10 protein-coding genes are annotated in these 13,329 nt (G+C 39.3%); 6 read left to right on the top strand and 4 right to left on the bottom strand.

Annotation, left to right across the window (positions count from 1 at the left end; genetic code table 11):
• The first annotated feature begins 1,465 nt into the window (after window positions 1-1,465).
• Entirely contained in the window at window positions 1,466-2,761 is a 1,296-nt protein-coding gene (locus WAA20_RS12400) for a methyl-accepting chemotaxis protein (protein ID WP_073390561.1), read from the top strand.
• A 187-nt stretch (window positions 2,762-2,948) separates the two neighbouring features.
• On the top strand, window positions 2,949-3,161 hold the full coding sequence (locus tag WAA20_RS21070; protein ID WP_073390567.1) for a zinc-ribbon domain-containing protein: 213 nt from the start codon (window positions 2,949-2,951) through the stop codon (window positions 3,159-3,161).
• 155 nt (window positions 3,162-3,316) lie between these two features.
• Here the strand turns inward: WAA20_RS21070 and WAA20_RS12395 are convergent, their stop codons facing one another.
• The 4 genes from WAA20_RS12395 to WAA20_RS12380 form a co-directional block, all read right to left on the bottom strand.
• A complete protein-coding gene (locus WAA20_RS12395; protein WP_073390562.1) occupies window positions 3,317-4,306 on the bottom strand; it encodes a tyrosine-type recombinase/integrase in 990 nt (329 codons plus the stop codon).
• Window positions 4,296-5,249, bottom strand: coding sequence for a tyrosine-type recombinase/integrase (locus WAA20_RS12390; protein WP_073390564.1), 954 nt, complete (start codon window positions 5,247-5,249; stop codon window positions 4,296-4,298). The genes WAA20_RS12395 and WAA20_RS12390 overlap by 11 nt, the downstream gene beginning before the upstream one ends.
• 2 nt (window positions 5,250-5,251) lie before the next feature.
• Window positions 5,252-6,523, bottom strand: coding sequence for a site-specific integrase (locus WAA20_RS12385; RefSeq protein ID WP_073390565.1), 1,272 nt, complete (start codon window positions 6,521-6,523; stop codon window positions 5,252-5,254).
• A 133-nt stretch (window positions 6,524-6,656) separates the two neighbouring features.
• Window positions 6,657-7,652, bottom strand: coding sequence for a transposase (locus WAA20_RS12380; protein WP_338801125.1), 996 nt, complete (start codon window positions 7,650-7,652; stop codon window positions 6,657-6,659).
• A 284-nt stretch (window positions 7,653-7,936) separates the two neighbouring features.
• Between WAA20_RS12380 and WAA20_RS12375 the strand changes: the two genes are divergently transcribed.
• The 4 genes from WAA20_RS12375 to WAA20_RS12360 all read left to right on the top strand — a co-directional run bounded on the left by WAA20_RS12375 (window position 7,937) and on the right by WAA20_RS12360 (window position 13,226).
• A complete protein-coding gene (locus WAA20_RS12375) occupies window positions 7,937-8,956 on the top strand; it encodes a hypothetical protein (RefSeq protein WP_073390322.1) in 1,020 nt (339 codons plus the stop codon).
• Between the two features lie 300 nt (window positions 8,957-9,256).
• The gene (locus WAA20_RS12370) at window positions 9,257-9,997 is read left to right on the top strand and encodes a queuosine precursor transporter (RefSeq protein WP_073390323.1); all 741 of its coding nucleotides are present in this window, start codon (window positions 9,257-9,259) and stop codon (window positions 9,995-9,997) included.
• Window positions 9,994-10,740 (top strand): hypothetical protein, encoded by a 747-nt coding sequence (locus WAA20_RS12365; protein ID WP_073390325.1) that lies wholly within the window; start codon window positions 9,994-9,996, stop codon window positions 10,738-10,740. The genes WAA20_RS12370 and WAA20_RS12365 overlap by 4 nt, the downstream gene beginning before the upstream one ends.
• A 368-nt stretch (window positions 10,741-11,108) precedes the next feature.
• Window positions 11,109-13,226, top strand: a complete 2,118-nt coding sequence (locus tag WAA20_RS12360; RefSeq protein ID WP_073390327.1) for a hypothetical protein — start codon at window positions 11,109-11,111, stop codon at window positions 13,224-13,226.
• The last annotated feature ends 103 nt before the right edge of the window (window positions 13,227-13,329 follow it).

The following is a 13,329-nucleotide window of genomic DNA, read 5'->3' as shown; positions in this document are numbered from 1 at the left end:
CCAACCGATTCATCGAATTACGAAACACGCAGTAAATGCGCGTTTCTGTTATTTACATTCAAGAAGTCATGCTTTTGAGTATTTACTTTTGCTCTTCTTTTTGTTAAAGTATTTTTTGCAGCAATTCACAGCTGTGGTTATTCTGATCTGAATAATCGACTACCAATTTTTTACAAAAATAATTTTTATACTGAGTTCCAGTTCAGACATAAAATGCGTTTTTTCGTGCGCAATAGGATTGGCTTAGTGTTGGCTGATTTTTTATATGGATTATTGTTCTTTGAAATAATCTGTTATTGAATTAGTCGTTGAGATAAGGAAAGGGGGATTATTATGCGAAAACCGGTTCGAATGAATGCCGGATATATTGATAGATAGTTACAGTTCAGAGCCAATGTCAGTAAGTTAAGAAGGATAGATGGTATTACTAGAACTGATAATTAGCATTATTATGGTCGGAATCGATAGTTAAAAATTATTTCCAAGCTGATATGAATTCACAAGTGACTTTTGAGCATGACAAATAGGCAGATGCAAATCTGCCGCTCACATAGTATTCTATTATTGGTATAATAGCTATTACTTGAATCTATAAGTAAAGCTAGACGGATTTCGGAATCTATGCTGGCGGGCATATTTCCGATCGCGCCTGATAGGAAGCAAATTTTTTCCTATCAGGTTTTCTACATCAGGTGGATCTTCTCCAGCATGTAAGCTTAGAAATAATGACATGCTTTGTAGGCAACAGAATAGTTGACTTGATATATGTGCTTTCCGCCTTTTTGAATGATTGTAACATGCCCCGTAATTATAGAGCAGAAATTGTAAAGAATAAGACGTGCCCAGATTTCCATTTCAATATATTTACGAGTTTTTGAATGGAAGTTAGCTGCACCAATCACATGTTTAAGCTCTCGGAATGAAGTTTCTACATTCCATATGCCGATATTTTAGAAATGCCGATAATAAAAACTTTGAAATCCCATGCCTGAGCCTGTTGTCAGGCATGGAAATAGAATATCGGCATTTATTTTAAGCCGCACAGCCGTTTTAATACGTCTTCATCATCGGCATATTTAAACACCGCGTCATCTTGAAAGTTATAATTCTTAGACATAATCATATATTTCCTTAAACAAAGGTTTTATGTAGGATAAGGCTATTTTCTCTAATATCTGATTTTAGATAAAATAAGGGATTAAATGAAATAAAATAAGATGAATAATGTCTAAAAGTTTGACGGTGTAATGTACGGATTACAACGATTATTTTGTCTAAAATACAATATGAAGATGAGGATCTGAACCTGATGCTTCCTTCATTAATAGAAGAAGATGCAATCAGACAGAATTGTGGAGATATCATGGTATCTATGCTAAAATGATATTAGTACACAGCATGCACGGTGGTAAGGGCAAAAGGCACAGGGACGCCCTTTGTTTATGCAGATGGAAAGGAAAATAGCATGGATCAGAAAAAAGTCAATTACGTATCATCAATCTTCTTTAAGATCATTATGATCGCCGTTATGTCTGTCTGTAACGCAGCATTGGTGACCAGTATCCTGGTGGCGGGACATCTTTCCGGACCGGGGGAGGTGGCTCTTACCTTTTTGAAGGGGACACTTCTGGCAGCGGCCATCAATTCTGCCTTTGTTTCCTACTTTGGCCGTAAGATGATGAAGCCGCTGAAGGACCTGACAGAGAATGTCAATGTGATGTCCACCCTGGATCTGCGTAAGGCAGAGAATCAGGATGCACTCAGTGCCAGACAGGATGAAGTGGGCCTGATCAGCGCAGGTGTGGAAGAACTCCGGGTCAACCTGGTGGAGATCATCCGCAGACTGGACAATGTTTCCGTAAATATGAAGACCAGTGCGGGGGAGATCCATACCCGAACAGATCAGGTGGCAACGGCAACCGACGAAAATTCCGCAACTGCAGAGCAACTGGCCGCCAGCATGGAAGAAACCTCTGCTACCATTGAGGATGTGCTGGGCAAGATCACGACCATGAATTCCGAGATGGAAGAGATCTACAGCAAGACAGTAGACGGCAAGAACCTGGCAATGGAGATCAGCTCCAAGTCTAATCAGATCGCCGGAGAAACAAAAGAAAATGCAGATGAGACAAATCGCATCTATAACAGGGTAAAAGAGGCGGCAGATCTTGCCATGGAAAAATCCAGGTCCGTGGATGAGATCAACAACCTGACCCAGGCCATTACAGCCATTGCTTCCCAGACCAATCTGCTGTCTTTAAATGCATCTATTGAAGCCGCCAGAGCAGGAGAAGTGGGAAAAGGCTTTGCAGTAGTGGCGGGAGAGATCGGACAGCTGGCAACCCAGTCCCAGGATTCGGTAGCCAGGATTACCGAGGCAGTACAGCTGGTCAAGGACTCGGTGGGGGATCTGCAGAAGTGCTTAAAGGAAGTTTTAACCTTTGTGGATGAGAAGGTAGTAAGCGACTATCAGAAATTTTTGGACGCCTGTGAAGCCTATGAGGATCAGGCAAACCGCATGAATGTCACCATGGATACGGTTGCCCATTCCATCAATGATTTTAAGATCGCCTCCAATGACATGAATGTGGCCATGGATTCCATCAACAGCGTAGCCCGTCAGTCGGCAGAAGATGTGGTGGCGATCGCAGACAAGAGTACAGAAACGGTATCCGCTCTGGACGAAGCGCGCACCCAGATCCGCCAGAATGTGGCAGATGCAGACTCTCTGGAAGAGCTCGTAAAGAAATTTACGATCTGACCGGAGCATCATCAGAACCTGCGTCGGAGGTAACCTGGTCGGTACTGTCAGTGACCGTAGTTGTGACCGCGGAATTGGCTTCCGCGGTGCCTGCTTTTCCGCATGCGCTTAATGCAAGGCTTGCCCTTACTGTAACGGCAGAAAAGTTTTAAAAGGCTACAATTCCCTTGCTAAAAGACACCCGAATATCCTTTGTGAATGGGACTATATCAGTAACTACCTAATCGCTGATCCTGATGAGATACTTGAAAGCTATCCTAAGACCGTCTGGTGGAAGTGCAAAGAATGCGGTAGGAAATATGAGCTTAGTCCGAAGGCAAAGCTCCTGTTTGAAAAAAGGCACATGAAGTCATGCAAATATTGTAAAGGTAACCGTAGGAAGATGCATCATTTCTTCTGACGAAAAGCCCCCCGTCTAAATATCATTAGACGGGGATGTTTTTTTTACTTTTTCATTACGAATTATGTCTAAAAATGAGAAAAAGCGCGATTTTGAAATTTTAACTTTACTTATTGAATTTCGTCTAAAACTTAATTATTTTATTCAAAATTTTTTTACTTTTGTGGAATGAAAACAGATTTATCACTATTACTGAGCTTGTGGAGCGCCTCTCGTTTCATTTCTTCTGTAACCTTGGCATAAAAGCGCGTTGTTTCTACATTTGAATGCCCAAGCCATTCTGAAATAGTAGGAAGTGGTACTTTTGCCTGATACAGATGCATAGCTCTTGTTCTTCTGAAGAGATGTGAATGGAGATGAATAAGATCTGGTTTCTTTTTACGAAGTTCATTTTCGCACTCTGACAGTATTCTGCTCACATTGTCACTTGACATTTTGTTCCTTCGTCCATTTCGGAAAGAATAGAATAAGTAATCCTGTTCATTTTTCTCCTGATGATAGCGATCACAATAACCGCAGTATTGCTTCCATATTTCTTTTGATAGTGGCGTTATCCTGTGTTTATTACCTTTGCCATAGAAATGTACATCAGCTTCTCCATTTGATGTAGGCTTTATATCATGTGGTTTAAGTGACAATACTTCATTGATTCTAGCGCCACTTTCATAAAGCAGCGAGATAAGGAAGTGATCTCTTGCTGCATCGCGGTTGGAATCAACACAATTTAAGATGCTTGCAACTTCATCTGTTGTTAGCCACGTGAATTCTATAATCCGGTCATCGTCATAATCGTTTATTTCTCGGATTTCTTCAAATTCATCAGGGGTTAATGCTTTTTTCTTTAGCAGATAATGGCAAAAACCGCGTATATCAGATAGTCTGTGGTTTATAGTAGTTGCCACGTTTTTTCGTTCAGTTTTCAGCCATAACATAAAATCAATGATATTAGCCTGATTAAAATCAGATGTCTGTAATGTAAGCAATGACACACCCTTTTGTGTTCCAAGATACTCTATGAACAGATTTATGCTATACCTGTATGATACTATAGTATCTTCATCTCGGTTTCTTACACGCGTGAGATAAACTTTTATAAACTCACCAATAAGCGACACCAGTCGCGGATCCTTTGGGCTAATCCTCATCACAGGACACCTCCTCTCCGTATATCTTGGAGAGTATATCCCAATCGATGCCCTTTGCCTTCCGGAGATTATCAGGAAGCAGATGAACATAGTATAGTGTAGATGTAAGCTCAGAATGTCCCATATAAGCTGAAAGATATGTAAGAAGTTCCATTACATCTTTTCCACTATTGATCCACTTGAGGATATTCCTTGAAGCAAAGGCATGCCTAAGATCATACGGACGGGGATTACCTTTCCACTGTATACCGCATGTTTTAATTATCCTTCGCCAAACATTGTTGTACCATGATGTTTCATATGGATTTCCGTCCCATTTTTGAAAGAACCACTCCCGTTTACCTGCTAATGCGTCATACTTTTTGCAGAGCTTCATCATATCGTCAGACATGATTATATGACGGTCTTTATGCCGTTTTGACTGACGGATATATAAATCACCTGTTTTAAGGTCTATATCTTCGGTGCGTATTGCAGGTGGTTCCTGTGGACGTAATCCGCAACAGTAAATCAAGCGGGAATATACAGGAAGTACTATCTCAGGCAGATATCTTTTACCGCACGTTGCTCCTTGTATCGAGTCTATTGCATTAAACAGACCTGAAAGTTCCACATCAGTAAACAGGTAAGGATTATAGGCGATTCTTTTTACAGTGTAACCATCATCGGGAATATAATCCTCATACCCCAGGAAATTCAGATATCTGGTGTATTCTCTGAGCAAAGCGATAAATGCCGCTTTACTATTGATAGTGTAAGGATAAAATGCCAGCCATTCATCAATCATTTCCGGCGTTATTAATTCCGAGTTAGGGAATTTTTCAACGCAGAATCTTATAAATGGCGGAACGGAAGAGCGATAAGTCGCAGTAGCATATCCAACAGAGGTCCTATATGACATCATTTCCTCAAATGCATCATTCAACCTTTTCTCAAATGTCATAATCAAGCACCTCCTTTGGTATTGCAGGAAGAACTGTTTTTATGCTTGGCGTAGAATCCGGTCGTTATAGGAACATCCATGAAATCAAATGCAACAAAAGCTATCTGACTTTTATTATGAGTTATATATGGTTTGTCTTCTACGATTGATTTATGCCCCATCATCTGAGATGCTATATCGATTGGAACACCTCTTGAAACCATGATGGTTTCAAAAGCTCTGCGTATGCTGTGAAATCCTCTAAGCGATATTTTTTCAACTCCGGCTCTTTCGCAGTACTTGTCAATCATGCTTCCAAAACCTTTTGAAAGCTTTCTATAAGGTGATTTTACTGTTACAAACACCTCATGATCATTGCATTCAGGTCGCCAATCTAGTATATAATCCGCCAAGGCATTCATCGTAGATCCGTTAAGCTCCACAGACAAAGGCTGGTGATTCTTTGATTGAATAAGAGATAGTTTATCATTCTGCCAGTCTATATCCGTAAGTTTAATCCTGATTATGTCGCAACCTCGCAATCCGGTACAATAAGCCAGCAGTATTATTGCAAGATCCCGCTTGCTTATCATATCATTTCTATTAGCGACATCAGCAATGTCAGATATTTCTTCTTCTGTATATGCCGGGATAATGCGTCTGTGATCATTCCTGAGTTTTAGTAATCTATAGTCCCTATGAAGATGCTGATTCCCGTGGGATTTTAGGTATTCAGTTGAGTACTTTATGCATCTGAGAGTACGTCCTGTACTTCCGCTATTAGAAACAGGAATTTCATTGATAATGAACTTCATCACAGTCACATCGTCGATGTGTTCCGGATCCATTCCTTGTTCTGACGCATACCATAAAAAATGTCTTGTTGGAGCACGCAAATCGCTTTTTGTAGCGTCACTAATGGGATAACTTCCAAGGATCTTTTCGACAAGATCTGCTATTTCAGAGGAAACCGGATACTTCTTAACTGCATAAGCTGTGCTTGAAAAATCCACAGCACCTGTTTCAGCTAATGAGGACAACATACGCAAAACTCTATGCTGAAAGCGTCGATACTCTTTGCATACCTCACCATGAGCGAATCTGTTTTCAAGATATTCCTTATAAGCATCAATGAATTCTGACGAATAGACATTTGTGTCTGAAGCTATGGCATACTTTAAGATGCTGTTACAAACAATTTGATACTGTTCTACCGATACTTCCAGAACGTGTTGCACCACCTCCTTTAGTAGTTTGTCGGTTAAATCTTTTATTAACGGATGTGAGTCTGTCATGACGGCCTCCTTTCTACAGAGATGCTGTTACATCTTTATAGTAAGAAATGCCGATAGTTTTTGGAAATCATGAATTTATGATACTTTAGGATGCCTGAGAATCGGCATTTCTAAAATATCGGCATATGGAATGTTATGCCGATATCAGCATAACTGGCCATCTGAGATTGTATAGATATTTGATTTCCTCCATTGAGAACTTATCAACCGGAAGATTGGTAATAATGTTTTCATATATATTTTCAGAGATTTTAAATCGGAGAACACGGAGAGATAATTGATACTCACTCCGCTCGCTTGGAGTAATGTAATCGAATTTTACTTCTGGACATATATATTTGTACTGTTCGGACAATTCTGGATGTTGGCGTTTCTTTTTAGATTGACTCCGGGTAAGTATACGATTGATAGAAATATCGAAGCCATCTTCAGTAAAAATATAATCTGCACCAAGAAGTCTTTGAGTCTTTATGTCAGTGGCACGAATAAGGAAATATGCATTATGTTCAATTGCGTGCGCGAATACATTAAAAGAATGGAATCCTCGATCTGCTATAAATATAGGTTTTTGATCAGGGACATAGTGATGGCGATCAATAAGATCACATAAGGCTTGAAACTCATTTTTCTTTCTGATTGGTTGCACAATACAATCGGTATAGCGTTTTGATAACAGCTCAAACAGTGGAATTATATGTATTTGATTATAACCATTTGTAGTTTTACCATCTGGTGGGAAATATGACTCTTCATCCTTTGGATTTCTGGTAAAGGTGAAAGAAGAACCATCGGCAGCTAAAAGAAGATATTTACCCTTATAAAGTTTGTATGGGTATAAATCATTGAATGTATGTGACAAAAAAGGTAAAGCATCTGTAGACAATTTACATCGTTGTTGTATAAATGCAGAGTTAGTCGGTGTATTTACTTGAAATGAAAAATAATTAAGAAGCTCATCTTTAATAGTTCCCGCCTCCATTGATAACATAAGATGAATTAAGGAAGAAAAATCAAGCTTTCTGTTTCTAGAAAAAAACTTGTCAGGATTAATAGAAAACTTTCCTGCATCTTTTGACATGTTAGAAATAATATTAAGTAGCGAATCTTTGACTTGTAGAGCAAATGACATTTTTGAACCTCCTTGAAATTGAAACAATGATTACATTGCTAATTTCAAGGGCCGCTCTAACTACCTCTTAAAAATCAATCAGTAGTTAGAGCGGCCGCATATTTGATTCACTATGTCAACTGTTTTATATAAAAAATGAGTTAGACCCTAAATAAAGAATCTAACTCGTGATGTTAACTAAATGACATTGGTTCAGAGCTGGCACATCATTTGTGGTCAGTAACAACAGACAAAATAGAAGAAGTATTTTTTATCAATCAATAATGAAGGTGTGAAATATATAAATGGAACAATTAACATCACTTGGGAAGACATTAAAAGGTACTGATCCAACCAAGATAAAGCTTGATCAAAATGTAAAAAAGATTCTTGCATATAAACCATTACTTGCCAGATTATTCAAAGAGGTTATGGCTGAATGTAAGAATCTGTCATATGAAGACATCGAGAAATGCATAGAGGGAGAGGTTGTTGTCAGCGAAGTATATGTTGATAAGGGACTTACGAACTCAAAAGAATTAATTAGCGGTCAGAATATTGAGGATTATGAGAATGAAGAGGGACTTATCAAGTATGATATTCGGACATATCTGAAAATACCACAAGCGGAGGAACTGAAATTTATCAAGATTTTGATAGATGTTGAAGCTCAAAACGAAGATAATCTAGGATATGATATTCCGCTTAGAGGGTTGTTTTATTGTTGTAGAATGGTATCGGCACAGCTTGGTACTGAATTTTCTACAGATAAAGATGATCCTGTAAAATATGGTAATATTAAGAAGGTTTATTCAATATGGATATGTACGGAAACAGCTCAAAAGAGAGCTAATTCAATTGAGCGTTATGAAATTCAGCGAGATTTTTTGCTAGGGACTAACTCAGACAATCCGAGATATGATATCATTAATACAACAATAATCAACATTAGTGAAAAACACGATATTAGCGATACGGATAATAACACTATCAAGCTTTTGACTGTATTATTTGATGAGACGATGGATGCAAAGTCAAAGATAACAGCGCTTGAGAATGAATACGGGTTGCCACTTACGAGAGAAATAGAGAAAGAGGTGACGGAGATGTGCACATATGCGACAAGCATGGAAAATAAAGGATTAACTAAAGGATTAACGATAGGCTTGGAAGAAGGCTTAGAAAAAGGCTTAGAAAAAGGTTTGCGTGCCTTAGTAAAGAGTTTAAAGGCATATATTAAAGATTTTGATTCTCTTTATGATGCAGTTATCGAAAATGAAGATTACGCAAATGTAAGTAAAGAGCAGGTAAGAAAATATTACTGATTTAATCTTTCAAGGAGTGGCCCAAGGCCGCTCCTTTTTCGCATTTTTAGAGCATTTTGTTGTACTTTTGAATCAATTTGAATCCTTGACATCCCCTTCCTAATCGTGTAGTATTACCAAGGTCATTCACAAAAATGACACCGACAGTTCGTTTGCACCATCCTGTCGTTAAACAAAACCAGGGCTGATTAGGAATACTCTATGCTTCTAATTGCTCTGCGTAAAAAACGCAGAGCTTTTTTATTCGCTTATTCGTTATTTCTAACCATCCCTGAGTAGATAGAGAGAGGTTAAGAAATAATGATGAATCTAATAATTGGTTTTTTTGAGCTGATCGTATGTTTCTCCGGAGTACTACTCATGGACAAGTTCTTTGGCAAATGGGGCCTTTATACATGGATGGCCCTTGCAGTAGTATTCGCCAACATACAGATTTCCAAGCAGGTTGATATCGCCGGCGTATCTACAGCACTTGGCAGTGTCATGTTTGCATCAACCTATCTTGTAACAGACATCCTCAACGAAAAATATAGCGATAAAGCCAGCAAAAACGCAGTAAAGATCGCTGCAGGCGCACTTATCGCTTACATAGTCTTTGCTCAGTTCACCAGGATTTTTATCCCTAATAGTTACGATGCTGTAGATCCCGGCATGCAGATCATTTTCGCAATGTCAATCAGAATCACAGCCGCATCAGGACTAATGTTCCTCGTATCTAACTGGTGCGACGTTCTTCTTTACCAGAAGATCAAGGAAAAGACAGGCGATAAGCATATGTGGCTTAGAAACAACATTTCCACTATCTTATGTAACTGCCTTGAAAACTTTGCATTTTCAGTTCTTGCATTTGTAGGAACTTACAGCCTTCTCTACTGCCTCCAGATTGCAGTAGCAGGTTCACTTATTGAGATAGTTATAGCCATTTTCGATACACCATTCTTATACCTTTCCAAGAAAATCGTTGGAAGAACAGGAATCCTTATCGAAGATGAAAACGATAAGAAAGAATCTTCAGATGAAGCTAATGAGGTTACAGCATGATACACGATCTTGTAAGATATCAATATGATAACAGCAGCTCCCTGCCACGAGAACACGTGCTTTTAGTATCTCTCGGATGCTCATGGGGCAAATGCGCTTTCTGCGATTACCAGGATGATAAATCCTCATCAGTCCTTGCCTGCGACATCCTTAACAAGAAAGTCCTGTCCCAGGTACGGGGTCAGGAGATAGGAAATTCATGCCTTGATGTAACCTGCTCCGCTTCATACACAGAGCTCCCCTTCACTACAATGAACTACATCAGACAGACCTGCGAAGACAAAGGCATCAAGACCGTCATCCTCGAAGGCCATTACATCTATAGAGACACCAACCACCTTTATACCGAATTCTTCGGTTCACGTGGCATAGAAGTCCTCTTTAGATGCGGCGTCGAGACCTTTGATGAGAACATCAGAGAAAAGACCCTTCGAAAAGGCCTCCCAGGAGTAACCCCCGAGCAGCTATCCCAGTATTTCCAGTGGGTCAACATCATGTTCGGCATGGATTGCCAGACCATAGACCAGCTGAAAAAAGACATAGAAATAGCACTAGGGCACTTTGAGCGCATAAACCTAAGCATATATACATCAATCCCTGGCGGTCCAGAACGTGACCAGGCTGCAATAGAAGCTTTCTATAACAGCAAGTATTATCAGGATTTATTATCCAATCCCCAAATCGAAATCTTTGACGAATGGGATGGCGATAACATTCACAACGTTGGTCACGATATATTGTAAATTTATTATTAAAAGCAACCAATAACTGATATGAAGTAACTTTATGTCGAATCATATCACTTATCGGTTGCTTTTTTAGTTATACGAAAACGTGAATGGCAGGAATATGGCAGATAAGATTGTAGGCCGATTTTGAAATAATTCCAGATTTTTCTTAGGAGATTAGGAGCTGAAGTATAGCATGTTCACGAAAGCGGATAATCTCCTTAGAAAAATCCAGAATTATTTCACATGAGGCCTATGATCTTATCTGCCATATTCCTGCCCGCACAATCCCATCTAAACAAAACCTCCAAAGAAGCCGAAATAATAGAGAATACTATTAGAAGGCTTTTTTTCATATAGGTATGCTTCGGGAAAGGTATAAAATGGATACTTTACTTACTGGGAATGCTAATGCAATTTCGGATGAAAGTATTGAAAAGATATTCGGGGATGACACCGTGATCATTGCCGATCCTTCTGTCACACCCAGAAAAGAGAGACATATCAGATGGATCCCCATTTCACCTCTGGATGATAATTTTAAAAGACTCTTTCTGACATATGGTTTTGAAAGGGTTATCTTTTGGTCGCGCTATACAGAACCAGGCTTCGAGCCGACAGATGAGATTTACAGGTTAAATGCTCTTTTGTCACTTACAAGGCATATCAAACTTCGTCAATTTATCTTTATAGCCCCCTATCTTTCAGAAGAAGAGGAAGACAGCGACAAAGGTATACTGCTTGAAAGCTGCAAAAACCTCCTTAAGTATTACCGCGATGTCTATGGCTTTACTCTCAAGATCATATATTCTCCCGGTATAGTCGGTCACCTTCACAAGGGCGGCTTTTTCACGGGATTATTCACCGATATAAGAAATGGCAGAAAGGTTAATCTTAACAAAACTGCCGGTTCCAGACTCATGTTCATAAGCCATGAAGATTTCTCTACTTTTATGTTCAGACTTCTTGATGACTTTAGAGATGAAAATGAATCAATACATCTTCTTCCTTCAGGCTATGAGACTATTGACGATCTTATTTCAGTCGTTAAGAGTCTTGTTCCTAATGCTGATATAAATCCTGCAGACGGATCTCCTGACAGCTATATGGATCCTGATGAAAAGATAGCAAGAGAGCGCTACGGCTGGATTGCCCTCAGCAGGACATCTGATATGGTACCCGAGCTTTACAAAGAATTTTTGGAAAAAGAAAGTCATAAGATGGGCTTTTTTGAAAGGCTGCGTGCCAAAGTCCGCCTGCCACAAAAACTGCTCCTTACGGCTGAACTTACCTTTGGCTTTTTTATGGTCGAACTGGCAGTTCATATCTCAAAATCCAATGTTCAGTTCAGACTTATAGATTACAGACTTTTATTTGTAGTCATAATGTCTACGATCTGGGGCTCTGCAGCCGGCTTTATATCTGCAACTCTGATGATCATATCCCTTGCCATCGCCTATTACAGAAACGGCACTGAGTGGATGATGCTGTTCTATGATCCCGGTAACTGGGTTCCCTTTATCCTGTTCTATATCACAGCCGCTATCTGTGGATATACCCGTCAGAGAAAAGAAGATGAGGCAGGCTTTGTACGTGATGAGAACAAAAAGCTTGAATCGGAAAATGAATTTGTATCAGACCTGTATCAGGAAGCACTTCAGTACAAGAATGAATATAAGCAGAATCTGACTCTGTCAAAGCAGGGATTTGGCCGGATATTTGATGTCGTTACAAGGCTCAATCAGTCAAGATCAGAGCTTATCTTTGCAGAATCCATTCCTGTTATTGAAGACATTCTTGATAATCATTCTGTTGCCATATATACGATATATGATTCTTCTGCAAGATTTGCAAGACTGGAAGTATCTTCCCCGGGAATTGCAAGACGTATCAAAAAATCCATCGACCTGTCTGAGTATACCGATATCATAGAAACTCTGTCTAAAGGTGAACTATGGATCAACAGGAAGCCGCAGGAAGGGCAGCCCTGTTATGTGGCTGGTGTTCTTTCTGATGGTAATGTTACGGTTCTTATTGCGATTTACAACGTAGCCTTTTCACAGATGAGCGTTTACTATGCAAACCTTATAAGAGTTCTCGCAGGTCTTCTTGAAAACTTCATAGTTAAAGCATGGCAGTATCAAAGTGCAGTAAGGCAGCGCGAATTCTATAACGGTGGCGGAATTATGTATGAAGACTACTTCCGTATGCAGCTAAGGATCCAGCGCAACATGTCAGATAATGAGATCACTGATTTCAGACTTTTCAAAATAGACGGAGAAGGCAAAAAAGCAGATGAATGGGAAACTCTTCTTCGTGGAAAGACAAGATACAACGACTCTGTCTGTCTTGGAAATGATGGCAATGTATATATTCTTGCAACCCAGGTTGATGAAAAGGGTGAAGAGATCATCATGGGAAGATTCGAAAAGGCAGGCTTTAAGTGTGAAAAGATTGAAGATATGTATCCGGTTGATGAAACTACTGAAGTAAAAGAATAAACAAAATAAATGAAAGAATAAATAAAAGAATAAATAAAAGAATAAAAGAATAAACAAAAGAAGTGAAAGAAGACGTGAAAAAGATCATAAAGGGGACATAAAC

This window comes from Butyrivibrio fibrisolvens, assembly GCF_037113525.1.
In the GTDB taxonomy this organism is placed as follows: domain Bacteria; phylum Bacillota; class Clostridia; order Lachnospirales; family Lachnospiraceae; genus Butyrivibrio; species Butyrivibrio fibrisolvens.
This window is presented reverse-complemented; position numbering and strand designations above follow the sequence as displayed.

Coding starts and splice junctions, on each gene's coding strand:
- WAA20_RS12400 (WP_073390561.1), top strand. CDS start 1,466: ATGGATCAGAAAAAAGTCAATTACGTATCATCAATCTTCTTTAAGATC.
- WAA20_RS12395 (WP_073390562.1), bottom strand. CDS start 4,306: ATGAGGATTAGCCCAAAGGATCCGCGACTGGTGTCGCTTATTGGTGAG.
- WAA20_RS12390 (WP_073390564.1), bottom strand. CDS start 5,249: ATGACATTTGAGAAAAGGTTGAATGATGCATTTGAGGAAATGATGTCA.
- WAA20_RS12385 (WP_073390565.1), bottom strand. CDS start 6,523: ATGACAGACTCACATCCGTTAATAAAAGATTTAACCGACAAACTACTA.
- WAA20_RS12380 (WP_338801125.1), bottom strand. CDS start 7,652: ATGTCATTTGCTCTACAAGTCAAAGATTCGCTACTTAATATTATTTCT.
- WAA20_RS12375 (WP_073390322.1), top strand. CDS start 7,937: ATGGAACAATTAACATCACTTGGGAAGACATTAAAAGGTACTGATCCA.
- WAA20_RS12370 (WP_073390323.1), top strand. CDS start 9,257: ATGATGAATCTAATAATTGGTTTTTTTGAGCTGATCGTATGTTTCTCC.
- WAA20_RS12365 (WP_073390325.1), top strand. CDS start 9,994: ATGATACACGATCTTGTAAGATATCAATATGATAACAGCAGCTCCCTG.
- WAA20_RS12360 (WP_073390327.1), top strand. CDS start 11,109: ATGGATACTTTACTTACTGGGAATGCTAATGCAATTTCGGATGAAAGT.